This window comes from Bradyrhizobium sp. STM 3566, from assembly GCF_045571445.1.
Classification (GTDB): Bacteria; Pseudomonadota; Alphaproteobacteria; order Rhizobiales; family Xanthobacteraceae; genus Bradyrhizobium; species Bradyrhizobium vignae.
In genome coordinates this window covers 691,986-718,642 of sequence record NZ_CP120692.1, presented here as the reverse complement: position 1 = coordinate 718,642, position 26,657 = coordinate 691,986, and the positions used below count along the sequence as shown (strand labels likewise).

The 26,657-nt window shown below is 64.8% G+C and carries 26 protein-coding genes and 1 pseudogene; 12 read left to right on the top strand and 15 right to left on the bottom strand.

Translation table 11 applies throughout. The features are described from left to right. Positions 1–35: 35 nt before the first annotated feature. A complete protein-coding gene (locus tag P6U27_RS03355; protein ID WP_407193681.1) occupies positions 36–644 on the bottom strand; it encodes a hypothetical protein in 609 nt (202 codons plus the stop codon). Between P6U27_RS03355 and P6U27_RS03350 the strand changes: the two are divergent. After that, positions 622–1,906, top strand: a pseudogene (locus tag P6U27_RS03350) (hemolysin family protein). The gene P6U27_RS03355 and the pseudogene P6U27_RS03350 overlap by 23 nt on opposite strands. Before the next feature lie 27 nt (positions 1,907–1,933). Here the strand turns inward: P6U27_RS03350 and P6U27_RS03345 are convergent. The 3 genes from P6U27_RS03345 to P6U27_RS03335 form a co-directional block, all read right to left on the bottom strand. Then, positions 1,934–2,185 (bottom strand): PilZ domain-containing protein, encoded by a 252-nt coding sequence (locus tag P6U27_RS03345; RefSeq protein WP_122400634.1) that lies wholly within the window; start codon positions 2,183–2,185, stop codon positions 1,934–1,936. A 101-nt stretch (positions 2,186–2,286) separates the two neighbouring features. Continuing rightward, a complete protein-coding gene (locus P6U27_RS03340) occupies positions 2,287–3,984 on the bottom strand; it encodes an FMN-binding glutamate synthase family protein (protein ID WP_208738484.1) in 1,698 nt (565 codons plus the stop codon). 301 nt (positions 3,985–4,285) lie between these two features. Further along, complete coding sequence (locus tag P6U27_RS03335) at positions 4,286–5,059, bottom strand: ferredoxin--NADP reductase (RefSeq protein ID WP_129143424.1); 774 nt, start codon at positions 5,057–5,059, stop codon at positions 4,286–4,288. Positions 5,060–5,431: 372 nt separating this feature from the next. On the opposite strand from P6U27_RS03335, the gene P6U27_RS03330 reads away from it, so the two are divergent. After that, positions 5,432–6,235 carry a RimK family alpha-L-glutamate ligase gene (locus P6U27_RS03330; RefSeq protein WP_407193680.1) on the top strand — a complete coding sequence of 268 codons (804 nt, stop codon included), beginning with the start codon at positions 5,432–5,434 and terminating at the stop codon, positions 6,233–6,235. Positions 6,236–6,331: 96 nt separating this feature from the next. On the opposite strand, the gene P6U27_RS03325 is transcribed toward P6U27_RS03330, so the two are convergent. Together P6U27_RS03325 and P6U27_RS03320 are read right to left on the bottom strand one after the other, a co-directional pair. Next, positions 6,332–7,261, bottom strand: coding sequence for an amino acid ABC transporter substrate-binding protein (locus tag P6U27_RS03325; RefSeq protein ID WP_129143422.1), 930 nt, complete (start codon positions 7,259–7,261; stop codon positions 6,332–6,334). 9 nt (positions 7,262–7,270) lie between these two features. Further along, positions 7,271–8,569, bottom strand: coding sequence for a dicarboxylate/amino acid:cation symporter (locus P6U27_RS03320; RefSeq protein ID WP_129143421.1), 1,299 nt, complete (start codon positions 8,567–8,569; stop codon positions 7,271–7,273). Positions 8,570–8,781: 212 nt separating this feature from the next. On the opposite strand from P6U27_RS03320, the gene P6U27_RS03315 reads away from it, so the two are divergent. From P6U27_RS03315 to P6U27_RS03295, 5 genes are all read left to right on the top strand, one after another. Continuing rightward, positions 8,782–9,783: an NADP-dependent oxidoreductase gene (locus P6U27_RS03315; protein ID WP_129143420.1), complete on the top strand. Its 1,002-nt coding sequence runs from the start codon at positions 8,782–8,784 to the stop codon at positions 9,781–9,783. Positions 9,784–9,951: 168 nt separating this feature from the next. Beyond that, positions 9,952–10,794: a cysteine rich repeat-containing protein gene (locus P6U27_RS03310; protein ID WP_407193679.1), complete on the top strand. Its 843-nt coding sequence runs from the start codon at positions 9,952–9,954 to the stop codon at positions 10,792–10,794. 85 nt (positions 10,795–10,879) lie between these two features. Continuing rightward, the gene (locus P6U27_RS03305) at positions 10,880–11,095 is read left to right on the top strand and encodes a hypothetical protein (protein WP_129143418.1); all 216 of its coding nucleotides are present in this window, start codon (positions 10,880–10,882) and stop codon (positions 11,093–11,095) included. Positions 11,096–11,285: 190 nt separating this feature from the next. Continuing rightward, complete coding sequence (locus tag P6U27_RS03300) at positions 11,286–12,425, top strand: FAD-dependent monooxygenase (protein ID WP_162500088.1); 1,140 nt, start codon at positions 11,286–11,288, stop codon at positions 12,423–12,425. Next, the gene (locus P6U27_RS03295; RefSeq protein ID WP_129143417.1) at positions 12,422–14,035 is read left to right on the top strand and encodes a benzoate-CoA ligase family protein; all 1,614 of its coding nucleotides are present in this window, start codon (positions 12,422–12,424) and stop codon (positions 14,033–14,035) included. The genes P6U27_RS03300 and P6U27_RS03295 overlap by 4 nt, the downstream gene beginning before the upstream one ends. Positions 14,036–14,309: 274 nt before the next feature. Here P6U27_RS03295 and P6U27_RS03290 read toward each other — a convergent pair whose 3' ends face one another. Both P6U27_RS03290 and maiA read right to left on the bottom strand, forming a co-directional pair. Next, complete coding sequence (locus P6U27_RS03290) at positions 14,310–14,822, bottom strand: MarR family winged helix-turn-helix transcriptional regulator (protein WP_164936874.1); 513 nt, start codon at positions 14,820–14,822, stop codon at positions 14,310–14,312. Then, positions 14,812–15,444, bottom strand: coding sequence for a maleylacetoacetate isomerase (gene maiA, locus P6U27_RS03285; protein ID WP_129143415.1), 633 nt, complete (start codon positions 15,442–15,444; stop codon positions 14,812–14,814). Before maiA ends, P6U27_RS03290 begins: the two co-directional genes overlap by 11 nt. Before the next feature lie 176 nt (positions 15,445–15,620). Between maiA and gtdA the strand changes: the two genes are divergently transcribed. After that, entirely contained in the window at positions 15,621–16,661 is a 1,041-nt protein-coding gene (gene gtdA / locus P6U27_RS03280) for a gentisate 1,2-dioxygenase (RefSeq protein WP_129143414.1), read from the top strand. Between the two features lie 113 nt (positions 16,662–16,774). On the opposite strand, the gene P6U27_RS03275 is transcribed toward gtdA, so the two are convergent. The 4 genes from P6U27_RS03275 to P6U27_RS03260 all read right to left on the bottom strand — a co-directional run bounded on the left by P6U27_RS03275 (position 16,775) and on the right by P6U27_RS03260 (position 20,872). Continuing rightward, positions 16,775–17,593: an ABC transporter permease gene (locus tag P6U27_RS03275; protein ID WP_129143413.1), complete on the bottom strand. Its 819-nt coding sequence runs from the start codon at positions 17,591–17,593 to the stop codon at positions 16,775–16,777. Further along, complete coding sequence (locus tag P6U27_RS03270; RefSeq protein ID WP_129143412.1) at positions 17,586–18,359, bottom strand: ABC transporter ATP-binding protein; 774 nt, start codon at positions 18,357–18,359, stop codon at positions 17,586–17,588. The genes P6U27_RS03275 and P6U27_RS03270 overlap by 8 nt, the downstream gene beginning before the upstream one ends. Before the next feature lie 109 nt (positions 18,360–18,468). Then, positions 18,469–19,473, bottom strand: coding sequence for an ABC transporter substrate-binding protein (locus tag P6U27_RS03265; protein WP_129143411.1), 1,005 nt, complete (start codon positions 19,471–19,473; stop codon positions 18,469–18,471). Between the two features lie 34 nt (positions 19,474–19,507). Next, positions 19,508–20,872: an FAD-dependent oxidoreductase gene (locus tag P6U27_RS03260; protein WP_407193678.1), complete on the bottom strand. Its 1,365-nt coding sequence runs from the start codon at positions 20,870–20,872 to the stop codon at positions 19,508–19,510. A 110-nt stretch (positions 20,873–20,982) separates the two neighbouring features. On the opposite strand from P6U27_RS03260, the gene P6U27_RS03255 reads away from it, so the two are divergent. Both P6U27_RS03255 and P6U27_RS03250 read left to right on the top strand, forming a co-directional pair. Beyond that, positions 20,983–21,867: a LysR family transcriptional regulator gene (locus P6U27_RS03255; protein ID WP_129143409.1), complete on the top strand. Its 885-nt coding sequence runs from the start codon at positions 20,983–20,985 to the stop codon at positions 21,865–21,867. Between the two features lie 177 nt (positions 21,868–22,044). Then, positions 22,045–22,317, top strand: a complete 273-nt coding sequence (locus P6U27_RS03250; protein WP_122400616.1) for a hypothetical protein — start codon at positions 22,045–22,047, stop codon at positions 22,315–22,317. Between the two features lie 3 nt (positions 22,318–22,320). On the opposite strand, the gene P6U27_RS03245 is transcribed toward P6U27_RS03250, so the two are convergent. Next, on the bottom strand, positions 22,321–23,124 hold the full coding sequence (locus P6U27_RS03245; RefSeq protein ID WP_129143408.1) for an enoyl-CoA hydratase-related protein: 804 nt from the start codon (positions 23,122–23,124) through the stop codon (positions 22,321–22,323). 155 nt (positions 23,125–23,279) lie between these two features. Between P6U27_RS03245 and P6U27_RS03240 the strand changes: the two genes are divergently transcribed. Continuing rightward, positions 23,280–24,254: a ketopantoate reductase family protein gene (locus tag P6U27_RS03240; protein ID WP_122400614.1), complete on the top strand. Its 975-nt coding sequence runs from the start codon at positions 23,280–23,282 to the stop codon at positions 24,252–24,254. A 3-nt stretch (positions 24,255–24,257) separates the two neighbouring features. Here P6U27_RS03240 and P6U27_RS03235 read toward each other — a convergent pair whose 3' ends face one another. Both P6U27_RS03235 and P6U27_RS03230 read right to left on the bottom strand, forming a co-directional pair. Beyond that, on the bottom strand, positions 24,258–24,935 hold the full coding sequence (locus P6U27_RS03235) for an alpha/beta family hydrolase (protein ID WP_129143407.1): 678 nt from the start codon (positions 24,933–24,935) through the stop codon (positions 24,258–24,260). Between the two features lie 19 nt (positions 24,936–24,954). Beyond that, positions 24,955–25,623, bottom strand: a complete 669-nt coding sequence (locus tag P6U27_RS03230; protein WP_407193677.1) for a TetR/AcrR family transcriptional regulator — start codon at positions 25,621–25,623, stop codon at positions 24,955–24,957. 59 nt (positions 25,624–25,682) lie between these two features. Between P6U27_RS03230 and P6U27_RS03225 the strand changes: the two genes are divergently transcribed. Next, positions 25,683–26,627, top strand: coding sequence for an SDR family NAD(P)-dependent oxidoreductase (locus tag P6U27_RS03225; RefSeq protein ID WP_245162737.1), 945 nt, complete (start codon positions 25,683–25,685; stop codon positions 26,625–26,627). Positions 26,628–26,657: the final 30 nt, after the last annotated feature.

The following is a 26,657-nucleotide window of genomic DNA, read 5'->3' as shown; positions in this document are numbered from 1 at the left end:
CACGGGGAGGCTGCGACATCCCCGGGGCTGCGAGCCTAGATGAAATCGCCTCCGCTCACAACGGACTCTACGCCGCCCGGATCGCGTCCAGGAATTTTCCGACCTCGCTCTTGAGACGCGTGCTCTCGCCGGACAGCGATCTGGCCGACGCGAGCACGTTGGGGGAGGCCGATCCGGTCTGGCTCGTGCCGCGCAGCGTCGCGCACGCCATAGAAAATCTGGATCGCCGGCACGATCACGGTCGCCAATTCGTCGGCGTTGGTGCCGTACTTGCCGTCGCTTCGGGCTGCGGGAATCTCCTTGTCCACGGCAGCCGCGGCCTTACCGAAATAGGATTCGGTTGCCGCCTTCATAGCGGTCGCGATCCGGGGCGGATTTCCGAGCTGGTCGATGCCGGCCTCGATGCGCTTGCGGCCGGCCTCCACGCGCCCCTGCATGCGATCCATCAGCGAGAGTTCGGCCGCGGTGAGCGGGCGGCGTGATCGTGAAGGACGGTGAAAACGCCCCCGCGCGGGTTCCCCGAGGGCCGGATGCGCAGAATTGCCGGCACCTCCCCACCGAATACCTATATCAATGGCGTGCGCCGCCATCCGGCCACTCTTACTTACCTCCGGAATGTCAATGCTCTCGCTGGAACTCGTCATCGTCGTCGTCCTGATCGTCATCAACGGCCTGCTCTCCATGTCCGAACTGGCGGTGGTGTCGTCGCGTCCGGCGCGGCTGTCGCTGCTCGCGGCCAAGGGCGTACGCGGCGCCGAGCGGGCGCTGACGCTGGCGGCTGATCCCGGCAAGTTCCTGTCGACAGTGCAGATCGGCATCACGCTGGTCGGCGTGCTCTCCGGCGCGTTCTCGGGCGCGACACTCGGGCAGCGGCTGACGCAATGGCTGCTCGAGCTCGGCCTCTCCTCAGGGCTTGCCGACATCGTCGGGGTCGGCATCGTGGTCACGCTGATCACCTACGCCACCTTGATCGTCGGCGAGCTGGTGCCGAAGCAGGTCGGCGCTGCGCGACCCCGAAAGCATCGCAGTCCGGGTCGCGCCCGCCATGCACGTGCTGGCGAAGATATCGCTGCCGCTCGTCTTTCTGCTCGACGTCTCCGGCAAGCTGATCCTCACGCTGCTCGGCCGCGGCGGCAAGGCCGAGGAGAAGGTCTCGGAGGACGAGATCCATCATCTCGTCAGCGAGGCCGAGAGCGCGGGCGTGCTCGAGCCCGGCGAGAAGGAGATGATCGCCGGCGTGATGCGGCTCGGCGACCGGCCGGTCGGCGCGGTCATGACGCCGCGTACGGAGGTCGACGAGATCGACCTGAACGACGATCCGGCCGCCATCCGCGAGATCATCGCCAAGAGCCCGCATTCGCGCTTCCCCGTCTCCGACGGCGACCGCGACAGGCCGATCGGCGTGCTCCAGGCCAAGGACCTGCTGGTTGCCTATATGAACGAACGTAACCCGGACCTGCGCGGGCTCGTGCGCGAGGCGCCCGGCATCCCGGTGTCGGCGGATGCGCGCGACGTGCTGACCATCCTGAAAGCGGCTCCGGTTCACGTCGGTTTCGTCTATGACGAATACGGCGCCTTCGAAGGCATGGTGACGGCCGCCGACATCCTCGAGTCGATCGTCGGCGCCTTCCATTCCGAGGAAGGACCGCCCGAGCCGGCCTTCATCAGGCGCGCCGACGGCTCACTGCTGATCTCCGGCTGGATGCCGGTCGACGAATTCGGCGAGCTGCTCGGCGTCGAATTGCCGCCGCACCGCTACAACACGGTCGCAGGCCTCGTGCTGCAACAGTTCAATGCGCTGCCCAATGTCGGCGACGCCTTCGACTTCGGCGCCTGGCACATCGAGGTGGTCGATCTGGATGGACGGAGGATCGACAAGATCCTGGCGAGCCGGCGCGCCGAGTAGGCGGCGGCGTGGGCAAACTCGCTCCGGCTAACTCGACCCTCGCCCGAAGCTCACGCCGATCCGCTTTTCCTTGCGCCAGATTACGGTGCAGGGCAGATGTCGTCCGTCGGACTGGACGAACAGGGTGAACTGCTCGGGGATACCGACGGGGCTCGTCACGTCAAGCGCAGCGCCCCCGCTCGAAAAGTTACGGACGGTGCAATCGATCGCGCCGCCGCCGAATTCGATCGTTGCGGCCTTCAGCACGCGTTGCCTGCCATCGTTGCGTCGCTCGTTCATGCCCCCAATTTACACGCAAAGCTGACACAAACGTTAAGATCTCCTCGCGCCGGGTAAATTTGCACGGGGATAGCCGGCGGAATCATGCGGCGGAGCTGCGCTCACAGCGCGGGCTGGAACGTCTCGGCACGCGCCATCAGCCAACCGTCGTGGAAGCGCGGATCTTCCGTACCCTCGAGCAGCTCGCCCGGGCGCAGCGCGGGATACAGCTGGGCGAAGGACTTCACCTGGGTCGTCGACGTCCGTTGGCTGAAATGGATCGGCCGCAACTGCTGCGGGTGTTCGAGGCCGGCCGCGGCGATCAGCTCGGTCAGCGATTGCAGGGTCGCATGGTGATAATTGTGCACGCGGTCGATCTTGAGCGGCACGTAGAGCGCGCGCGCCCGCGTCGGGTCCTGCGTCGCCACCCCGGTGGGGCAGCGGTCGGTGTGGCAGCTCAGCGACTGGATGCAGCCGAGCGAGAACATGAATCCGCGCGCCGAATTGCACCAATCGGCACCGATCGCCATCGCGCGCGCCATGTCGAACGCGGTGGCGATCTTGCCGGAGGCGCCGATCTTGATGCGGTCGCGCGCATTGATGCCGACCAGCGCGTTGTGGACGAAATTGACGCCCTCGCGCATCGGCATGCCCAGATGATCCATGAACTCCAGCGGAGCGGCGCCGGTGCCGCCCTCATTGCCGTCGACGACGATGAAGTCGGGATAGATCCCGGTCTCGATCATCGCCTTGCAGATCGCCAGGAATTCCCAGGGATGGCCGATGCACAGCTTGAAGCCGGCCGGCTTGCCGCCGGAGAGGCGGCGCATCTCCGCGATGAACTGCATCATGCCGATAGGCGTGGAGAAGACCCGGTGCGAGGCCGGCGAGATGCAGTCCTCGCCCATCGCCACGCCGCGGATTTTCGAGATCTCCTCCGAGACCTTGGCCGCCGGCAGCACGCCGCCATGGCCGGGCTTGGCGCCCTGGCTGATCTTGAGCTCGACCATCTTGATCTGGTCGTCGCTGGCGACGCGCGCGAACGCCTCGGGGTCGAAGGAGCCGTCGAGGTGACGGCAGCCGAAATAGCCTGAGCCGATCTCCCAGATGATGTCGCCGCCCATCTCACGGTGATACGGGCTGACGCCGCCCTCGCCGGTGTCGTGCGCGAAGCCGCCCTTCTTGGCGCCGGCGTTCAGGGCCCGCACCGCATTCGGGCTGAGCGCGCCGAAGCTCATCGCCGAGATGTTGAACACCGAGGCCGAATAGGGCTTTGCGCAATCCGGCCCACCGATCACGACACGGAATTTTTCCTTGGCATGCGGCTTCGGCGAGACCGAGTGATGCATCCACTCGTAACCCTCGCGATAGACGTCCTCCTGGGTGCCGAACGGACGCTTGTCGAGCTCCATCTTGGCGCGCTGATAGACCACCGCGCGGGTGTCGCGCGAGAACGGCATGCCGTCCTTCTCGCTCTCGAAGAAGTACTGCCGCATCTCGGGCCGGATTTCTTCGAGCAGGAAGCGGATGTGCGCGGAGATCGGGTAGTTGCGCAGCACCGCGTGGCTCTTCTGCAAGAGATCGCGGATGCCGAGCAGCGTCAGCCCGCCGAAGATCAGGATCGGGACCAGCAGAATGTCGAAGATCTTGCGGTCGACGATGCCGATGCCGATCAAGAGCGCGGTGACCACCGCGCAGATCGTCAGCACGATGAAGCGCGGCGAGAAGGGCAGCAGTAGGGTTTCCAGGATCCCCTCTTCCGCCAGCGGCAGACGTTTCGGAGCTTCCTGCGTCTTGTTGTCGTCGGCCACGATTCCCATCCTCTCGCCAGCATGAGGCGGTACGATACGCCTTTGCCTGTCATACGGATATGACGCGGCCCCTGTTTCAGGCTAGCGAATTCGGCCGAGACAAATCAATCAGCCCGATGGACGGGTTTTGCGGTGCAGCAGAGGGACGGGGCTGGGTTAGCCTGCAAGCGGCCGCAAGCCAGGCGGTGTCCCGGGGAAGCGTAAGCGCAGACCCGGGATCCAGAATACAACACCATACGATGCGCGAGATGGCCCCGGCTCTGCAGCGCAGCGCTGAAAGACGCTGCGTCCGGGGCACGAGGCGTGGCGCTTACCGCTCGACGAAGGCCTTCTCGATCACGAAATGGCCGGGCTTGTTGCCGCTTCCTTCGACGAAATCGCGGCTCTCGAACATCGCCTTCAGCTCTTCGAGCATCGCCGGGCTGCCGCACATCATGATGCGGTCGGTTGCGATGTCGAGCGGGCCTTGGCCGATATCGTTGAAGATCTGCTCGGAGTTGATGAGGTCGGTGATGCGGCCGCGGTTCCTGAACGGCTCGCGGGTCACTGTCGGGTAGTAGACGAGCTTGTCCGCGAGCAGCTCGCCGAACAGCTCATCCTCGCGCAAGGTCGCGACGAGCTTCTCGCCATAGGCGAGCTCGGAGACCTGGCGGCAGCCATGCACCAGCACGATCGATTCGAACTGGTCGTAGACCTCGGGGTCCTTGATCAGGCTGGCGAAGGGCGCGAGGCCCGTGCCGGTCGAGAGCAGCATCAGCCGCTTGCCGGGAAGCAAATTGTCGGTGATCAGCGTGCCGGTCGCCTTGCGGCCGACCAGGATGGTGTCGCCTTCCTTGATCTTCTGCAGGCGCGAGGTGAGCGGGCCGTCCTGCACCTTGATCGAGAAGAACTCGAGCTGTTCCTCGTGATTGGCGCTCGCCATGCTGTAGGCGCGCAGCAGCGGGCGGCCGTCGATCTCCAGGCCGATCATGGCGAACTGGCCGTTCTGGAACCGGAAGCCGGTATCGCGCGTGGCCCGGAAGCTGAACAGCGTGTCGGTCCAGTGGTGGACGGAAAGAACCTTCTCTCGGTAAAACGCGCTCATGATTTTCGATATTCCGAATAACTGCGGTTTTAGGGCAAAAGCGTTGCCCGGCCCTGAAAACGGGCGGTCACCATTGCCATGGCGGAGGATTTCGCGTGTGTGATCTACGCCATTGAGACCAATAATCAACCTCGTTTCGGATGCAATTGATGCCGATCAAACCGGCATTTGCGGCAGAACTGGCCACATCATCAATGAATCTGCTGCCGGACAGGCGCGGAGGGCAATTTCTTTCCTCCCTGATGCGTGGTCGGAGCACTTAATTTCCGTCGCGCTCGCGAGAATTTCATTAAGAATAGCTCTGATTTTCATCCCGATTGGCGCCGCTTCCCGCATTTTTGCGGCTTTTGGCGACAGGAGCGACGAAGGACCATGGCAAGCGGCGAGCGAATCTTCGTTCAGGCGATCAGGCGCTATTGTGCGGACCGCGGCATTGCAGTCGATGTCCGCTCCGGCGGCTGGCTGATCGCGATGCGGCGGGGACCGAAGCGCCACTTCGCCTTCGGCTACGACATCGGCCTCAACAGCGCCATCGCGCACCGCCTCGCCAACGACAAATCGGCCACCGCGGAGGCGCTGGCGCTGGCGGACGTGCCCTGCATTCCCCATCGACTCTTCCTCAACCCGAGGCTGGGCAAGGATGTCGTTGGTGCCGCCTGGCGAGAGGCAATGGCTGGGCTGCTTCAGAACCATCCGCACGGCGTGGTGGTGAAGCCGAACGAGGGGACATCGGGGCGCTCGGTGTTCAAGGTGACGACGGAGGCGGAGCTGGACCACGCCGCCAGCGAGGTCTTTTCGATGAGCACAGGGCTCGTGATCTCGCCCTATATCGCCATCGAGGAGGAGGTCCGCGTGGTGCTGCTCGATGATGTTCCCCAAGTCGTCTACAGCAAGCAGCGTGGCTCGGATTGGCGGCACAATCTCGATGCCGGCGCAAAGCCGGTGCTGCTCGCGGACGGCGAGCTTCGCGCGGCTTGCGTGAAGCTCGCGAGCGATGCCGCGCGCGCCATCGGTATTGCTTTCGCGTCGATCGACGTGGTCCATGCCGACGGCAAATGGAAATTGCTCGAGATCAATTCCGGCGTGATGATGGAGGCGCTGGGCAAACTGCATCCGGAGCTGGTGCAGGCGACGTATGACGCGGCGCTTGATCGGGTGTTTGGGGGAAGCCGCTGAGCGCCACGTGCACGCTGCAATCCCTTCTCCCCTCGTGGGCCGACGAGGGGGAGGGGTGAACCGAGATCACCGCGCGAGCGTTACAACAACATCCCCCTAATTATTGCCGCTGGGCGAATCGTCCATGGCCTTGAAGGCCTCTTCCAGTTGCAGCGAGATCGGCACGTTCAGGCGTTCGCCCGTGGGGAGCCTCGCGGTGAACCATTTGTTGTAGAGCGGGACGAGGTCACGGTTGGAGCCGAGCTTGCGGAAGGCGCGCTCGACCACGGCGGAAAGTTGCGGCTCGCCTTTCCTGAACATGATGCCGTAGGGGTCGTAGGACAGATAGTCCCCGACCACGCGAAAATATTCCTGTGCCTTGTGGCGGGCGATCAGGCCGTAGAGCAGGATGTCGTCGGTCGCGAACGCATCCGCCTTGCCGTCGGCTACCATCCGGAACGACTGCTCGTGATCCGGCGCGGTGACGATGTTGAGGCCGAGCGAGAGCTTCTTGTCGACGGCGTGCATCGCCTGCTCGTTGGTCGTGCCCTTGGTCACCACCACGGTCCTGCCCTTCAAATCTGCGACACCGGAAACAGCCGCTCCCTTCGGCACCATCAGCTTGGTGCCGGCGACGAACATCAGCGGCGAGAAGGCGACGCGCTTGCCGCGCTCGGCATTGGCGGTGGTCGAGCCGCATTCGAGGTCGATCTTGTTCTGGAGCACGGCGTCGATCCGGTCGTCCGAGGTGACCTTGACGTACTCGATTCTGAGATTGGGATCGTCGACCTCGACGCCGATCTCCTCGACAATGGCCTCGCAGAGCTCGAGGCTATAGCCGATCGGACGGCCGGACTGATCGAGGAAGGAGAACGGCGGTGAGCTCTCGCGATAGCCGAGCCGCACGGCGTGCGCTGTCTTGATGGCCGACAGCGTGGGGCTCAGCCCTTCGCTGCCGGTCTGGGCGGACGCCGCAGTCGCGAGCAGCAATGCTGCCGCGAGCCACAGGATGCCGCCGATCACTGACCTCGCCAGTGCCTGGCCCATGGTTCACCCCTAACCATGGCCGGCCATGGCAGGCACTTCGCCCGGCACCATGTCGTCGGGCACGGCGTCGTCCGGCCCCATCGCATGCTCGGGCCCAAGCTCGCCTTCCCACTTCGCCACGACCGAGGTCGCCAGCGTGTTGCCGATCACGTTGGTGGCGCTCCGACCCATGTCGAGGAAGGTGTCGATGCCCATGATCATCAAGAGGCCCGCCTCGGGGATGTTGAACTGCGCCAGGGTCGAGGCGATCACCACGAGGGAGGCGCGCGGCACGCCGGCGACGCCCTTCGAGGTGATCATCAGCGTCGCCAGCATCGCGAGCTGGGTGCCGAGCGGCATGTCGATGTGATAGCTCTGCGCGATGAAGACGGCCGCGAAAGTGCAGTACATCATCGTGCCGTCGAGATTGAAGGAATAGCCGAGCGGCAGCACGAAGCTCGAGATTCGCGACGAGGCGCCGAAGCGGTTGAGCGCCTCGAGCGTCTTCGGATAGGCTGCCTCGGAGCTCGCGGTCGAGAACGCGATCATCAACGGCTCACGAACCAGCTTCAAGAGATGGCTGTAGCGCGGACCGATGACGATGAAGCCGACGATGACCAGGATGGTCCACAGGATCGCCAGCGAGAGATAGAAGCCGCCCATGAACACGACGAGCTTCCAGAGCACCAGGAGGCCGTTCTTGGCCACTGTTGCGGTGATCGCGGCCCACACTGCGAGCGGGGCGAACAGCATGACGTAGGCTGTCACCTTCAGCATGATGTGGCCGACGTCGTCGATCATCGCCAGGATCGGCTTTGAACGTTCGGGCATGGAGCCCATCGCCACCGAGAAGAACACGGCGAAGATCACGATCTGCAGGATCTCGTTCTGCGCCATCGCGTCCGCGATCGAGGTCGGGATCAGATGGGTGAGGAATTTCTCGATCGAGAAGGCCGAGACCGGCAGGCCGGTCGATTGACCCGCCTGCGGCAGCGTGCCGGGGAAGTTGGCGCCGGGCTGCAGCAGATTGACCATGATCAGGCCGAGCAGCAGCGAGACGAAAGACGCGCTGATGAACCAGCCCATGGTCTTGGCGAAGATGCGGCCGAGCTTGGAGCCCGAGCCCATATGGGCGATGCCGCCGACCAGGGTCGCGAACACCAGGGGCGCGATGATCATCTTGATCAGGCGCAGGAACATCATGGCGATCAGGTTGATGGAGGACGCCCAGTCGGCGCGCGTGTCGGGCAGGAAATTGTAGATCGCCGAACCCATGATGATGCCGAGCACCATCGCCGCCAGAATGTATTGCGTGAACCTGTTGGACATCGCTTACCCCCACATACGCCGACGCTTCATGATGTCGCAGATATCCGAGCGACGCAACACGCTTTGCGTGCGACCGCGTTTTCACGATGTTCCCGTTGTGAAACGGGATGCGGCGATCTAGCCTTCATGCAGCGCACAACACATGCGGCCTGCACGTTTTGTTTGCGGCGACTGCATCAGTGATCGGCAGGACAATCAAAGAGGGAAACGCCATGAGCGGACATATCAATCGCCAGATTCTGCTGGTGGAAAAACCCAGCGGCAAGCTCGGCCCCGAGCATTTCAAGATGCTGGAGAGCACAGTGCCGGAACCGAAGGACGGCGAGGCCCTGCTGCGCGTGCGTTACATCTCGCTCGACGCCGCCAACCGCGCGTGGATGCACGGCGCGACCTATCGCTCCGCCGTCGAGGCCAACAGCGTGATGGCCGGCGGCGCCATCGCGGAGGTCGTGAGCTCGAAGGCCGAGGGGCTGGCGCCCGGCGACATCGTGTTCGGTGACACCGGCTGGCAGGAATTTGCCGCGGTGCCGGCAAAGCATCTCACCAAGATGCCGAAGCTCGAGCCGATGACCCATCTGCTCAGCGTGTTCGGCATCGCCGGCCTCACCGCCTATTTCGGTCTCCTGGAGATCGGCAAGCCCAGGGAAGGCGAGACGGTCGTGGTTTCTGCGGCCGCGGGTTCGGTCGGCTCGATCGTCGGGCAGATCGCGAAGATCAAGGGATGCCGCGTGGTCGGCATCGCCGGTGGCACTGATAAGTGCAACTGGCTGACCTCCGAGCTCGGCTTCGATGCTGCCGTGGACTATAAGGACGGCGCGGTGTTCAAGGCGCTGCGCGCCGCCGCGCCCGACGGCATCGACGTCTATTTCGACAATGTCGGCGGCGACATTCTGGAAGCCTGCCTGCCGCAGATGAACAATTACGGCCGCATCGCCTGCTGCGGCGCGATCTCGCAATATGACGGCACGCCCGCCGCGCACGGCCCGCGCGGCGTGCCCGGGCTGATCGTGGTGAAGCGGCTCGTCATGCAGGGCTTCATCGTGATGGATTACATGAAGGAGAGCCAGCGCGCGCTCGCCGACCTGCAAGCCTGGGTCAAGTCCGGCAAGCTGAAGGTGCAGGAGGACATCATCGACGGGCTCGAGAATACGCCGAAAGCGCTGATCGGGCTCCTCGCGGGCGAGAACCGCGGCAAGCGCATGGTGAAACTGTAGCGTCGCCCCACAGCGCCGTCCTTCGACACAATCTGCTTGCGGTCGCGGACAAAGCGGCCAATGATGCCATGCATCGCATGGCTCCCGACGATTGCAATCGCATCACTTTTTTTTAGAGCGCCGAACGGTCATTAGAGCGCTCCAGCTATAGGGCAGGAACTCATACCGATGTTCGGGAAATTGAAGCATGGCTCCACGCGCAGCGCATTGCTGGCAGCAGCAGTGCTGTTCGCAACTGCAACGGTCGCCGTCGCGCAAGCGCCGACCGAAGCCCAGAAGAGCGCTATCCGCTCGGCATGCCGGTCGGACTTCATGGCACGTTGTTCGAGCGTGACGCCGGGCGGCGCGGAAGCGTTTCAATGCCTGCAGAAGAACATGTCCAGCCTGTCATCGGGATGCCAGACCGCCGTTCGCGCGCTCGAGCCCCCAGCGGCACCGAAGGCTGAAGCCGCTCCGGCGGCGCCGAAGACTGAAGCTGCGCCGGCGGCCCCCGCCGCACCGAAGGCCCAGGCGGCGCCTAGCACGCCGCCCGCTGAACCGGCCAGGCCGGCCGCGCCAGCGGTGGCGGCAAAGGCTGCCCCCGCCAAGCAGCCGAGCAGCGCGCAGGCCGCCGCCATCAAGAGCGCCTGCCGGTCCGACTATCCAAAAGTCTGCGCGAGCGTGACGCCGGGCGGCGCGGCTGCGCTCGAATGCCTGGAGAAGAACAAGGCAAGAGTCTCACCCTCCTGCCAAGGCGCGCTGAGCGCGGCATCCGGTCCAGCGGCTACGGCGGCACCTGCAGGTGCGGCTCCCGCGACTGCGCCCGCCGCGGCGCCGGCCACGATCGTGCTGCGGCCATTGCTGCCGCGCGAGGAGCTGTTCATCGCCAGATCGGCCTGCGGCGCCGATATCCGCACGCTCTGCGCCGGCGTGGCGCCCGGCGGCGGCCGGATCATACAATGCATTTCCAATCGGGCGGCATCGCTCTCGCCGGCCTGCAGAGAGGTACTCGCACCTTTCGCCGCGAGATAAGACGAAGCGGACTATGCACGTCCGCAGCACTGAATTGCGGCGGGTGGAGACTCAGTTTCGATCACGACAAGTCCGGGAGGACAACATGCGTTCATTGCTGCTCGTTGCTTCTGCTCTGTTCGCCTTCGCCGCAACCATGACGTTCGAGACCACCGATGCCAATGCGGTGGTGTGCGCCCGCGGCGTCTATCGCGCCGGCTGCGCCGGTCCGAACGCGGCCGTCGCGGTCCGCAAGCCGGTGCCCGCGGTCCGTTGCACCAGGGTGCTGGTGAACGGGGTCTATGTGAGGCGCTGCGTCTGACGCGCCCGGGTGGCCAATCCGGCCCGGTTTGGCTATGATTCGCATCTGACGTTTTCGGGCACCCGCAAACGTGGGCCTGAAGGCGAGCTATGGCGCGCCGGCCACGCCGATAATTCCGCTGGCGCCGGGCGCTGGAGCACATTAGTCTATCCCTAGATAGTAAGTATACTGTCAATTAGGGAGGCAGACGTTGCGGATCGCCGTGATCGGCGGGGGGCCCGGTGGGCTCTACTTCGCCTATCTCTGGAAAAAGCGCCACCCCGAGGATCAGGTCGACCTGTTCGAACAGAACCCGGCCGACGCGACCTGGGGCTTTGGCGTCGTGTTCTCTGACCAGGCCCTTGAGTTCCTGCGCGCCGACGACCCCGAGACGGTCGATGCGATCGCCCCGCATATGGAGAGCTGGGAGAACATCACGCTGAACCTGCACGGCGACAGCGTCGCCATCGACGGCGTCGGCTTCTCCTCGATCGGACGGCTCGAGCTCCTCAAGTTCCTGCAACAGCGCGCGCTCGACGCCGGCATCACGCCGCGGTTTGACACGCAGATTCAGGCCATCGACCAGCTCAATGGCCACGACCTGATCGTCGCCGCCGACGGGCTGAACTCGCTGGTGCGCCGGGCCTATGAGGGCGATTTCGGCACCTCATTGTCCTACTCCTCCAACAAGTTCGTCTGGTACGGCACCTCGAAACGTTTCGACACGCTGTCGCAGACCTTCGTGAAGACCGACCGCGGCACCTTCAACGCCCATCACTACCGCTATTCGCCGACCATGAGCACCTTCCTGGTCGAATGCGATCACGCGACATGGCAGGCCTATGGCTTCGCCTACAAGGACGTCGAGCAGTCCAAGGGCATCTGCGAGGAGGTGTTTGCCGACACGCTCGGCGGTCATTGCCTCGTCTCCAACAAATCAGTCTGGCGCAACTTTCCCTGGGTCTGGAACGAGCACTGGTCGTTCAAGAACATGGTGCTGCTCGGCGACGCGCTGCATTCCGCACATTTCTCGATCGGCTCGGGCACGCGGCTCGCGATCGAGGACGCCATCGCGCTGGTCAAGGCGCTGGAGTCGGATGTGCATCTTGCGACCGCGTTGCATCGCTATCAGGCTACGCGCAAGCCGATCGTGCAGAAGCTCGTCGATGCCGCGCGCACGAGTGCGTCCTGGTACGAACACTTCGCCGAGCACATGAAGCTTCCCCTGATGGACTTTGCCTATAGCTATATCACCCGCTCCGGCCGCATCGACGATTCCCGGCTGCGCGCGATGTCGCCGGCCTTCATGGCCCGCTACGAGGCGGCCAAGAACGGCGGAGATGCGCCATGAGCAACGAGATCAGAGACCAGGTGCCCGCAGACAGCCCCGGCGCGCGCGAGATCGGCTTTGCCATTCCTGAGATTTACAACGCCAGCCGCGTGCTGTTCGACAATCTCGGCAAAGGCCGCGGCGACAAGCTCGCGCTGATGGGTCCGGCAGGCACGCGGACCTATGGCGAGCTCTGCGGCGAAGCCTGCCGCTGGGGCAACGGTTTCGCCTCGCTTGGGCTGAAGCGCGGCGACCGCGTGCTCTTGTTCCTCGACGATACGCCGGCCTATCCGGCCGCGTTCTTCGGCGCCGTGCGTGCCGGCTTCGTGCCGCTCCTGATCAACACGCTGACGCCGCCGGATCTCCTGCAATTCTATCTCGCCGATTCCGGCGCGACTGTCGCGGTCGTCGAGTCCGAATTCTGCGCGCGCTTCAATGCAGAGGCCTGCAAGGACACGGGCCTGCGGACGCTGATCGTCACCAATGGCGGGGTGGGCGATCACGCGGCGCCGCGGGCAGCCGCCGCGGCAAGCTGGCTCGCGCAGTTCCCGACTGAGCTGGCGGAAGCGCCGACTCATCGCAACGAAATGGCGTTCTGGATGTACTCGTCCGGCTCGACCGGCCGGCCCAAGGGCATCGTGCATCTGCAGCACGACATGGCCTACAGCGAAGCCGCCTTTGCGCGGAACGTGCTGAGACTGACGCCCGATGACGTCTGCTTCTCGGTGCCGAAGATCTTCTTCGCCTACGGCTTCGGCAATTCCGTCACCTTCCCGTTCTCGGCCGGCGCCGCGACGCTGCTGCTGCCGGGCCAGCCGAAGCCTGCGTCGATCTTCGCGGCGATCGAGCAATACAGGCCGACGGTCTTCTTCGGCCTGCCGACGCTCTACACGTCGCTGACAAAAGCCGAAGGCGCGGACAAAACCGACTTCTCGTCGCTGCGACTGTCGCTCTCCGCCGCCGAGGTGCTCTCGGCCGAGGTCTTCAACGGCTGGAAGACACTCACCGGCCTCGAGATCGTCGAAGGTCTCGGCTCGACCGAGGTGCTGCACATCTATCTCTCCAACCGCCCCGAGCAGAAGAAGCTCGGTGCCGCCGGCTTGCGCGTGCCCGGCTACGAGGTCGCGCTGCGCGACACGGATGGAAACGAGGTCGGCGACAACGAGGAAGGCATCTTGTGGGTCCGCGGCGATTCCAACACGCCGCTGTACTGGAACCGGCCGGACAAATCGGCCGAAACCATTCGCGAGGGCGGCTGGATCTACACCGGCGACCGCTTCGTCCGCGATGCCGACGGCTTTCACTTCTTCCGCGGCCGCGCCGACGATCTCATCAAGATCTCCGGCCAGTGGGTCTATCCGCTCGAAGTCGAGCTCTGTCTCGCCGACCACCCCGACATCCGCGAATGCGCGGTGTTCGCCGCCGAGTTACCGGATCGTCGCATGACGCTGAAGGCGGTGGTGGTGATGAACGACCGCGCTGCCGATCAGGTCGAAGCGACGCGCAGGCTGCAGGATTACGTGAAGGGCAAGCTAATGCCCTACAAATACCCGCGCGAGGTGATTTTCATCGACGAGCTGCCGAAGACGGGCACGGGGAAGATCGACCGGCAGGCGTTGCTGCGGATGTGAGGGCAAGGACAGTCAGGAGCGCACTCGCGCCGCTACACAACCGCTGTCATCGCCCGCGCAGACGGGCGATCCAGTATTCCAGAGACGGCGCGGCTAGAATGGAGAAGCCGCGGCGTACTGGATTCCCCGCCAGCGCGGGGAATGACAGCGGAGTTAGAGCATGATCCCGAAAAGTGTGCAGCGGTTTTCCGAAAAGATCATGCTCAAACAATAACCCAAAGCGCGATGGTGATTCATCCTGATCCCATCGCGCTTTAGAGGCTGCAGCAGGGCCTCACCCGCCCTTCCCCAGATGTTCCAGAGCATCCTCGGCCCGCAGCGGGACGCGCGAGGCCTCGTTGTTGAGATCCACCAGTTGCGCCAAGAGCCCCATCAGCGTCTTGCGGTCTGCGGGATTCAGCGGCTCCAGCATCCGCGCCTGGGCCCGCTCGACGGCGGGGATGATCTCGCGCAGGATCGCCGCGCCTGACTTCGTCAGATACAGCAACTTGATCCGCTTGTCCTCGGGTGCCGGCTTGCGCTCGATAAAATCCTTGGCCAGCAGCCGCTCGATCACGCTGCCGAGCGTGGAGCGATCGAAGGCGATCACGGCCGAGAGCCGCGTCGCGTCGATGCCGGGATGAGTATGGATCGCGACCAACGCGGCATATTGCACCGGCGTGAGATCGAACGCCTTGCACTCCTCCATGAAGATCGAGACCGCGATCTGCTGCATGCGCCGGAACAGGTAGCCCGGCGCGGCATAGACGGCGTCCATCGTGATCGGAGCGGCAGGCTTATTCGGCATCGGGCTGCTTCTCCGGTGCGGCATCGGCAAACGCCGGCAGCGCCCTGGCGGCGGCCTCGGCCTTGAGCAGGCGCGGATAGGCCGAGACATCGACGCCGAAGCGGCGGGCATTGGCGAGCTGCGGCACCAGGCAGAGGTCGGCGAGCGTCGGCGCATCGCCGAAGCAGAACGGGACCGGCTCGTCCTTGATCAGCGTCTCGCAAGCCGCAAGGCCCTCGCGATTGACCCAGGCGGCCCAGTCCTGGACCTTCTCCTCGGGCAGGCCGAGCTCGCGCAACCGCGCCAGCACTTTCAGGTTCTGCACCGGATGGGTGTCGCAAGCGATCGCGAGCGCGAACGCGCGCACCTTGGCGCGCCGCAGCGGATCTTTCGGCAGCAGCGGCGGATTAGGGTGAGTCTCGTCGAGCCACTCGATAATCGCGACCGATTGGGTCAGCACTGCACCTGCATCGTTCTCCAGGGCCGGCACCAGGCCCTGCGGGTTGATGGCAAGATAAGCGGGCGCACATTGCTCGCCCTTGCGAAGGTGATGCGGCAGATGCTCGGCGCCAAGTCCCTTCAGGTTCAGCGCGATCCGCACGCGGTAAGCGGCGCTGGAGCGGAAATAGCCGTGCAGCTTCATTGGAACCCTCCCGTTTGTCATTCCGGGGCGATGCGTCAGCATAGAACCCGGAATCTCGAGATTCAGGGTTCACGCTTCGCGTGCCCCGGAATGACTGTCTTGTAGTTCACTCGTCGCATTGACGCTACCTAGATCGTAAGTATACTGTCAATTTAGAAACGAACAGGAGGCGCGCCATGGAAGCCGTGACCAAGACGCCGGAACGCGAGGCGTTTTACAAGAAGATCGACGGCGAGAATCTCACCGCGCTCTGGACGGTGATGAGCGACCTGATCACGCCGGAGCCGAAGAGCGCGTGCCGCCCTCACCTCTGGAAGTTCGGCGTCATCCGCGACTACATGACGGAGGCCGGCAAGCTGATCACCGCCAAGGAGGCCGAACGGCGCGTTCTGGTGCTGGAGAATCCCGGCCTGCGCGGGCAATCCAAGATCACGACCTCGCTCTATGCCGGCGTGCAGATGGTGGTGCCCGGCGACGTCGCGCCTGCGCACCGTCACAGCCAGTCGGCGCTGCGCTTCGTGCTCGAAGGCAAGGGGGCCCACACCGCCGTCGACGGCGAACGTACCGCGATGGAGCCCGGCGACTTCATCATCACGCCGTCGATGACCTGGCACGATCATTCCAACGAGACGAATGAGCCGATGTTCTGGCTGGATGGCCTCGATATTCCTTTGGTGCAGTTCTTCGACTGCTCCTTCGCCGAAGGCTCGAAAGAGGACCAGCAGAGAATTACAAAACCTGCCGGCGACAGCTTTGCCCGCTACGGCCACAACCTCTTGCCGGTCGACGTCAAGCGGAGCTCGAAGACATCGCCCATCTTCAGCTATCCCTACGCTTATACCCGAGAGGCCCTGGAGAAGGCCCGCGCGAGCCAGGACTGGGACGCATGTCACGGACTGAAGCTGAAGTTCAGCAACCCCGAGACCGGCGACTTCGCGATGCCGACGATCGGCACGTTCATTCAATTGCTGCCGAAGGGTTTTGGCACCGCGCGCTATCGTTCGACCGATGCGACGGTGTTCTGCCCGATCGAGGGCAAGGGACGCAGCCGCATTGGCGACACCGTTTTCGAGTGGGGCCCGCGCGACCTGTTCGTCGTCCCGAGCTGGCACTGGGTGACGCACGAGGCGGATGAGGACGCCGTGCTATTCAGCTTCTCGGATCGGCCCGTGCAGCAGAAGCTGGATTTGTTCAGGGAAGATCGCGGGAACGCGTGAGGCACTGGGGCTAACCACCCCGTCATTGCGAGCGAAGCAAAGCAATCCAGAATCTCTCCGCGGAGAGAATCTGGATTGCTTCGTCGCTTCGCTCCTCGCAATGACGGACGTGGCTACCGCCAGTGCAACAGCCGTATCTCCAGCCAGCCGATCACCTTTCCCACCGCCAGCCCGAATACCGAAAGGATCACCACGCCGGCGAGCAGCTGATCGGTCTGCATCAGATTGCCGGCCTGCAGCACGAAGGCGCCGATGCCGTATTGCGCGCCGATCATCTCGGCGCTGACGACGAGCAGCAGGGCCACCGAAGCCGTAATGCGGAAGCCGGCGAGGACGGCGGGCAGCGCGCCCGGCCAGATCACCTTGCGCACGATGGTGACGAAGGGCACGTTGAAACTCTGCGCCATCCGGATCAGGTTGCGCGGCACCGCATCGACGCCGCTATAGACCGAGATCGCGGTCGAGAAGAACACCCCGAGCGCAATGGTCGCGATCTTCGGCTCTTCGCCGATCCCGAGCCAGAGGATCAACAGCGGCAGCAGCGCGATCTTCGGGATCGGAAATAACGCCGAGATGAAAGTGATGCCGACGCTGCGCGCGAGCCGCGACAGGCCGATGGCAAAGCCGACGGCGACGCCGGCCGCTGTCCCAAGCAGCCAGCCGATGCCGATGCGCAAGAGCGAAGCGGACACATGCTGCCAGAGCGCGCCTGAGACCGCGAGCTGGTAGATCGCGCGCGCGATCGCCGAGGGCGCCGGCAGGAACAGCGGGTTGACGAGCTTGGTGCTGCCCGCCGCCTGCCATATCGCGATGACCAGCGCGAGCGCAATCCAGCCGCCGAAACGGCTCGAGGCAGGCACGAAGCCGGCGCCGCGGAAGTGGACGCGGCGCGTCGTCTCATCCTTCGCAGGCAGGCCGGCGCGATCAAGCATGCTGGACCTCGCGCTCGGCGTCGATGGCTTCGTTGCGGATCAGCGACCAGATCTGGTTCTGCAAGTCCAGCAGCTTTTCACGCGCAGTGATCTCGCCGCGCGCCGCCCGCGTCATCGGCACAGGCACGACTTCGCGGATGCGCCCCGGTCGCCGCGACAGCACAACGATGCGGTCGGCGAGCCGCGCGGCCTCTTCGAGATTGTGGGTGACGTAGACCGCGCCCATGCCGCCATCGGCGAGCAGACGGACGAAATCCTCCATCAGGAGCTCGCGCGTCTGCGAATCCAGCGCCGACAGCGGCTCGTCCATCAGCAGGATGGCGGGCTTCACCGCAAGCGCGCGCGAGATGCCGACGCGCTGGCGCATGCCGCCGGACAGCTGCTTTGGATAAGTCTGGCGGAAATCGGTCAGGCCGGTGCGGCGCAGGGCGTCCTCGACCAGCGCGCGGCGCTGGGCTGCCGAGAGCTGGGTGTGCAGCAACGGAAATTCGACGTTCTCCTCCACAGTTGCCCAGGGCAGCAGCGCAAAATCCTGGAACACGAAGGTCAGCGGATTGAGGCTGTCCGCCGGCGGCGCGCCGCGCAGCTCGGGCGCGCCGGAGGTCGGCTGCAGCAGCCCGCCGAGAATCGACAGCAGCGTGCTCTTGCCGCAGCCGGAGGGCCCCACGACTGCCACCACCTCGCCCGCGCTAACGGTGAAAGAGATATCGTCGAGCACGGCGAGATCGCCGAAGCGATGGGTGATGTGGCTGGCGATCAGGTCCATGCGGCACCTTCGATTCGCGCCGCGTCATCCCGAGGTGCGAGCATTGCGGTGCAAATGCACCGCGATGGGAGCCTCGAAGGATGACGGGTTTGGAATGGCGCTCGCCGCATCAATCCGCCTTCACATAGTCTTTGGCGATGATCCCGTTCGCGTCAAAACCCTTGTCCGCGAATCCCTGCTCCTGCAGCCATTTGATCTGGTTGTCGACGTTCTTCACATCCAGCTTGCCCTCGGGATCGATATAGGCGCAATTGCCGACGACCTGCTCGACCGGCAGATTGGTGTACTTGGCGATGATCTCCAGCAGCGGTTTTGTCTGCTCATTGATCGGCGCAACGCCATCTTTCATCGCGGCGAGAATGACGTCGTGGTACTCGCGGTCGGCCTTCGTCAAAGCGCCGAGCAGCTTGGTCACCAGCGCCTTGTTGGTCAGCGTCTTCGGCGAGGCGAACACCGCCCCTAACTGCCACGGCGTCTCGTCGCCGACCCAGCCCAGAAACTTCGCGCCGCCCTCGTCCATCAGCTTTCGCGCAGTGGAGACGGGTAGAAGCGCGGCATCGACGGTTTCGCCTTTCAGCGCGGCGGCCGCATTCGACAGCGATTGCAGCGGCACGATCTTCACATCCGCGAGCTTGAAGCCGTATTTGTCGGCGAGCAGGCCGAGCGAATAGTGAAAGCTCGATCCGACCTGCGTGACCGCAACGCGCTTGCCCGCGAGATCCTTCGGCGTCTTCAAGCCCGCGGCGAAGGCATTGTTGCTGGCGAAATAGCCGATCAGGGGATAGCCGGGCTTCTCGCGGCTCATGCCGCCGATCACCTTCAGCACGCCCTTGCCGGCGAGATTGTAGAGGCCCGCAGTGAAGGCGGTGACGCCGAAATCAACGTCGCCGGAGGTGGTGGCCACCGCGATCGGCTGCGCCGCGTCGAAGAATTTCAGTTCGACCTCCAATCCGGCGTCGCGGAAGTAGCCCTTGTCCTGCGCGATGAAGACCGGCGCGGAGGATGACAGGCGGAGCACGCCGATCTTGGCCTTCAGCGCGTCCTCGGCCCGCGCGGTGCCGATCGCCATGATCGCCACCAGGCCTGCCAGCGCAAGCCGCACTATCCCGATCATCCCGTTCCCTCCACCGTCGTTGTCTTGCAGTCCGTTAAAGGCCTTCGGGCACAGCCTGATCTCGCCCGACGAAAGCGCCCTGTTGTTTCAACGTTTCCTGCAATTTTTCAACGGGGATGTCACGCGGGATCCTGTTTCCGGACAACGCCAGCGCCGCCGCGGAACCGGCGGCCTCACCCATCACGAAACAGGCACCGGAGACCCGCGCCGCCGACTGACCCTCATGGGTCATCGAGGCACAGCGGCCGGCGACCAGGAGATTGTCGACGCGGTCAGGCACCAGCATCCGGTAAGGCAGCTCGTTGTAGCCGCGGGATTCCGGGATCGGCGGGAAGGTGAAGACGACGTCGCCGGGAACATGGGCTTCGATCGGCCAGCCGTTGACGCCGATGGAATCCGCGAAAGAGGCGCAGCCGAGCACGTCCTCGCCGCTGAGCTGATAGCCGCCCTTGATGCGGCGGGTCTCGCGGATGCCGAGCTGCGGCGGCAGATCGACGATGTAGGATTTTTCAAAGCCCGGCACGGTGCGCAGGAATTCGAACGCGGCGAGCGCCTGCTTGCGGCCTTCGATTTCGCCGCGGGTGAGATCGTCGGGCTCAATACCGTTGATGGCCTGGCCGTCCTCGCGTGCGACTTGCGTGAAGTTCACCCGCCACTCGATGCCGGACTTTTGCGGCCGCACGATCGCGCTCTTGCGCGGGAATGCGTGGGTGCCGGCGGCCGCGGCCTTTTCCATCAATTGCGGAATGGTGCGCCAGGCCTCGCCGGCCTTTGCGGGATCGATGCCGTTGAGGCGGAGCATCATCGAGGGATAGAGCGGATGGCCGTGCGCGTCGCCGATTTCGAATGGCGCACCGGCCCAGACCGCGAGATCGCCGTCGCCGGAGCAGTCGATGAATATCTCCGCGCGCACGGCCTGCCGACCTGCCTTGGTCTCGACCAGCAACGCGTCGATGCGGCGCTCATCAGCCATGACGACGCCGGCGCCGAGCGCGTGGAAGAGGATATTCACCTTGTGGCTGGCGAGCAGCTCGTCGGCCGCGATCTTGTAGGCCGCGGTGTCGTAAGCTTGCGCGAAGACCTTGCCGAGGATCAGATGCGGCGCATTGAGGCCGTTGAGATGATCGATCCGCGCCAGCAGCTCCGACGCCATGCCCTGCACCAGCCGCCGGTGCTCACCATGGACGTTGCCGTGCAGGCCGCAAAAGTTGGTGACACCGGCTGCGGTGCCCATGCCGCCCAGAAAGCCGTAGCGTTCGATCAGTAAGGTCCGCCGTCCGGCCCGCGCCGCGGACGCCGCCGCCATGATGCCGGCCGGACCACCGCCGAGGACGACGACTTCATATTCGCCATAGAGCGGCACTCGTCGTGCCGGTTCTTCGATCATCGTGGCCCGCATGGCGCGTCCGCTCCCGGAATCTCTTGCTTGGGGCGACTATGAATTAACGCGAGCAAGCGTACAATCCACCAAAATACGCGATCAGCTTTCGCGAATCGAGAAAGATCGACATGGATATCCTGGTGAACCTTCAGGCCTTCCTCGCCACCGCGGATGCCACCGGCTTCTCTGCCGCCGCGCGAAAGCTCAACGTCTCGACGTCGGTGGTCGCCAAGCGCGTCACGCAGCTGGAGACACGGATCGGCACGCCGCTGTTTCACCGCTCGACCCGGCAATTGCGGCTCACCGAAGCCGGGCAGCGCTATGTGCATCGCGCGCGCGGCGTCGTGGCCGATGCGACCGATCTGCTCTCGCGCATGGGCGAGAAGGGCCACGATCTCGTCGATCACTTGCGCATCAAGGCGCCGACCTCGCTGACCGTGGCACGGCTCGCCGATGCCTTCAGCGCCTTCCAGACCCAGAATCCGCGACTGAAGCTCGAGATCGTGTTGATCGATCGTCCCGTCGATCCCGTCACCGAAGGTTTTGACATCGCCATCGGCGCCTTCCCGCATTCGTTCGGCGGTGTGATCGACGAGCCGCTGTGTCCGCTGAAGCGGCTGCTCTGCGCCTCGCCGGCTTACTTGAAGAAACATGGCACGCCAAGACATCCGCGCGATCTGGTCGAGCATCGCTGCCTCAGCTTCATGCCGACCGGACCGGAATGGGTCTTCGACGGACCGCGCGGCCGCATCAGCATCCAGGTCAGCCCACTGCTGTCCTCCAACGAAGCACACGTGCTGGCACGCAGCGCGATCGCCGGCAACGGCATCGCACTGATCTCGCATTATCTCGTCGCGGATGCGTTGCGCGAGGGCAGGCTGAAGCCCGTGCTGCGCGACTTTCCGATTCCGGAACTGTGGGTGAAAGCTGCAATTCCCGAGCGGCGCCGCAACGCGGCCGCGGTGCAGGCGCTGCTGACGCTGCTGAAAACGTCACTGGCGCCGTCGCTGTGAGCAGCATCGGGTGGACAAAATGGCGATTGCCCTCAGACGACGGACCTGAGAGAAGAGCCGTCGCGCCCCACTGTCATCGCGATCCAGTATTCCAGAGGCGTCAAACGTGTACGGAGAGGCGGCGGCGTACTGGGTCGCCCGGTCAAGCCGGGCGACGACCAGCACCTTGGTTCACAGATGGATTCGACGCTTTTGAAATTCGCCCTGCCCGGCCTGGTCGTTCTCGCGATCTCAACCTGCCCCGCCGTGGCCGTGGAGCAGAACTGCCGCTTCATCCAGGCCAAGCCCGAGCGCGAAGCCTGCTACAAGCGGCAGGAGGACGAGCTCGCGGCGAAGCGCAAGCGGGCGCCAGCAATCGCCGAGAGCAACACGCTCGAAACGCTGCGCCAGATGCGGCAGGACGACGACGCGGTCCACCGCAGCATCAACAACATCTGCCGCGGCTGCTGACGTTCAGGCTATTCCGCCGCCCCACTTCGCCGCCCGCTTCTCGGCAAATGACGCCAGTCCCTCCGCCGCCTCCGTGCTCTGGCGCTTGAGCGAATGCAGCTGCACCAGCCGCTTGTAGACCGCATCGTCCACCGCCATGCCGCCGAACGAGCTCTCCAGCGCGAGCTTCTTGGTCTCGGCCATCGCCTCGGGTCCGTTGGCGAGCAGCTGCTCGACCACCTTGGCGCCTGCGGTTTCGAGATCTGCGAGCGCCACCACCTCGTGCACGAGGCCGATGCGGCGGGCATCCTCTGCGCCGAAGCGTTCGCCGGTCAGCGCGTAGCGGCGCACTTGTCGGACACCGATCGCGTCGCAGAGCTGCGGGATGATGATGGCCGCCGTCAGGCCCCATCGCACCTCGGTGATCGAGAACAGCGCGTTGTCCGCGGCAATCACGACATCGCAAGCCGCGATCACGCCGGTGCCGCCGCCGAAACAGCCGCCCTGCACCAACGCGACCGTCGGGACGGCCACGGTGTTGAGCCGCTGCACGGCCTCGAAGGTCGCCCGCGAGGCCGCCTCGTTGGCCTCGGCCGATTGCGGCCGCACGCCATTGATCCATTTGAGGTCCGCGCCGGCCTGGAAATGCTTGCCGTTGCCCCTGAGAACGACCACCCGCAGGTTCGGCTTCTTAGCCAGCTCGTCCATGGCCGCGAGCACGCCTGATATCAGCGCACCGTCATAGGCGTTGTTCACCTCCGGCCGGTTCAACGTGACGGTCGCAACCCCACGCTGATCGAGGCTCCACAGGACGGGGCTGGCAGTCATCGGCGATCCTCCGGTCGTTTATTTGCCCTGCACTATGGCCGAGGCTGCATGTCCCGATCCATATCTTTCCGGCGTAGGGCGGCCGCGTCCATCGCATGGCGGCTTGTGTCATGCTGCTGCCGGACGGCACCAAGGGATAGGTTCGGGATATCATCATGCGCATCTGCATTTTCGGCGCGGGCGCCGTCGGCAGCCACATTGCGGTACGGCTGGCGCGCGCCGGCCACGAGGTCTCGTGCGTGATGCGCGGGGCGCATCTGGAGGCGGCGCGCGCCAATGGACTCAAGCTGCGCGTCGGCGATTCAGAGGCCGGGGCCAAGGTGAACGCGTCAGGCGATCCGGCCCAGCTCGGCCCGCAGGACGTCGTGATCTCCACGCTGAAGGCAACCGCGCTGCCGGGACTGGTGTCCAGCATCAAGCCGTTGCTGCAAGACGATACCGCGATCGTGTTCGCCCAGAACGGCATTCCCTGGTGGTACGGCATCGGCCTGCCGCCGCGGCACCCGACGCCGCCGGACATTTCCTTCCTCGATCCCGGCGGGCGCCTGCGCGCCTGCATCCCGAAGGAGCGGATCATCGGCGGCGTAATCTTCTCCTCCAACGAGGTCATCGCGCCCGGGGTGGTGCAGAACCTGACGCCGGACCGCAATCGCCTTCTGATCGGCGAGTGCGACGACCGCAATTGCGAGCGCATCACCAGGCTGCGCGGGGTCTTCAACGACGCGCGGCTGGAATCGCCGCCGGTGGCCGAGATCCGCGAGGCGATCTGGTCAAAGCTGCTGACCAACATGTCGCTCTCGGTGCTGTGCCTGCTCACCGGCCAGACCGCGCGCGGCGTGCGCGACGACCCCGCCTTCGCGGAGGTGATCCCGCGCATGCTGAACGAAGCCAACGAGATTGCCCAGCATTTCATTCCCGAGGTCAAGCGCGTCACCCGAAGCGGCCCCGCCCCCAATCACAAGCCGTCGCTGCTGCAGGACTTCGAGCTCGGCCGCGCCATGGAGATCGACGTGCTGGTGAAGGCGCCCCAAGCCTTCGCACGCACCGCCGGCCTGTCGACACCGACGCTCGACCTGATCGCCGCGCTGGCGATCCAGAAGGCGCGCGACAAGGGGCTTTATTCGGCGTGAGGCTCAGGCGAGCACATCGATCCAGGCCGCGAGCGTATCCAGCACCTCGGTGAGCGCCTCGTCACTGCTACGGCCGGACTTCTTCAGCACCGCAAACGAATGATCGCCGCCTTCGACCTGATGCAGCATCGCCTTCGGGCCGAGCTTCTCGACGACAGGCTTGAAATAGCTCAGATCGGCAAGCGCATCGCGCGTGCCCTGCAGGAACAGCATGGGGATGGCGATGTCGGAGAGGTGCTCGGCGCGCTCCGAAGACGGCTTCTTCGCGGCATGCAGAGGAAAGCCGAGGAAGGCGAGGCCTTTGACGTCAGGCAAAGGTGCCTTCGCCTGCGCCTGCGAGGTCATGCGTCCGCCGAAAGATTTGCCACCCGCAATGAGCTTCACGCCGGGACACAGCCGCGCCACCTCCCCGACCGCCGCGCGGATGGCGGCGTGCGCGACCGCCGGCTGGTCGGGACGCCCCTTCTTCTCTTCCATGTAAGGGAAATTGAAGCGGAACGTCGCGATGCCGCGCTCCGCGAGTCCCGCTGCGACCTTCCCCATGAAGGAATGCCGCATATCGGCGCCCGCGCCGTGCGCCAGCACGTAGCAGGCGCGCGCATGATCCGGCCGCGTCAGCATCGCCGAGACCGTGCCGATGCGCTCGATGTCGAGCTTGAGCTCCGTCGTCTTGCTCGTCATGACGTCATCCAGGCCTCGCTCAACGGCGCGCGCCACTCGCCGACCATAGATAGTTCAGGACCTGATCAAGCGTCATCATGATCTCGCGGCGTCCGCCCTCGTTCCTCACAGAGCCGAATTTCTCTTCGAGTGCAAGCTTGGCAAAGCCGTGAACGGTCGACCAGGCCGCCGCAGCCGCCGTCTTCGCCTCCTTCGCGGTGCCGCCGACCAGCTCGGCCACGACGGTCTCGAAGGCGTGGCCGGCGGCCCGGCTCGCTTGCTTCAAGCGTGCATCGTCAGCAACGAGTCGCTTGTTCGCAAACATCATCTGGAAGCGGCCGGGATGTCTCAGCGCAAAATCGACATAGGCAAGTCCCTGGGCCCGAAGTTTTTCGCGCGCGCCCTGCTTGCCGGAGGCTGCCGCGCGCAAGGCTTCGGCCAGCGCGTCGTAACCGCGGATCGCGACCTCGGTCAGAAGGCCCTGCGCATTGCCGAAATGGTGCGACGGGGCAGCCGGCGAGACCCCGGCGCGGCGGGCGGCCTCGCGCAGCGTGAAACCTTCGGCACCCTGCTCGGCCAGAATGGCTTCGCTGGCGGCGATCAGCGCCTCCTGCAATTCGCCGTGATGATAGCCGGGCTCCGGCTTCGACCGGGTCAAACCGGCGCTGCGTTTGCCTGAGGAGCCCTGCTTCTTCATGTAACTTGACACTGTTTAGATCGCGGTCTACCAATCTTAACACTGTTCAGATTGAGCGACCGGAGTTCGAAATGACCGAAATGCAGGATATCACCCAAAGCAGCCCGGTAAAGCGCCGTCATCTGGTCGGGGGCGCGGTCCTGGGTGTGCTCGCCGGGGCCGCCGGCGGCCTCGCCGGCGGCGTGGCGCTCGGCCAGGCCGCGACGCTGCCTCAGCAGAAGCCGAGCGGCAAGCGCCGATTCGAGGGCAAGGTCATCATCGTCACGGGGGGCACCTCCGGCATCGGTCGCGCCGCGACGCTGATGTTCGCGGCCGAAGGCGGCCGGGTCGCCTTCTGCGGCCGCAACGTCGAGCGCGGCAAGCAGGTAGAGAACGAGGTGCGCGAGGCCGGCGGCGAGGCCGTTTTCATTCGCGCCGATCTCCGCAACGAGGCCGAGGTGAAGGCGCTGGTCGACAAGACCATCGAACGCTACGTCCGGCTCGACGTCGCCTTCAACAATGCCGGCATCTCGGTCGAAAAACCCCTGCACGAGTACAGCGCGGCCGAGTTCGACGACGTGCTGGGCACCGACCTGCGCGGCGTGTTCCTGTCGATGAAATATCAGATCCCGCACATGTTACAGAAGGGCGGATCGATCGTCGTCACCTCATCGTCCAACGCCATCGCGACCACGGCCAACCGCTCCGCCTATTCGGCGGCCAAGCGCGGGCTGGTCGGCCTGGTTCAGGCCGCCGCGCTCGACTACGCAAGATACGGCATCCGCATCAACACGCTGATCCCGGGCACGACGGATACGCCCTTCATCCGCCGCCTGTCGGGCATGGAGAATCTGCCTGACGCCGCCTGGCATGTCGCCATCGCGCAATGGGCCAAGTCGCATGTTCCAGGCCTGCAACGCGTGGCAACACCGGAGGAGATCGCAGCTTTCGCCCTGGTGCTGGCCTCGGACGATCATCCCTACACGACCGGCGGTCAGTTCGTCATCGATGGCGGCAAGACGGCGCAGGCCGGATAACGCCTGGCGGCGACACTGCGCCGGCAGCCT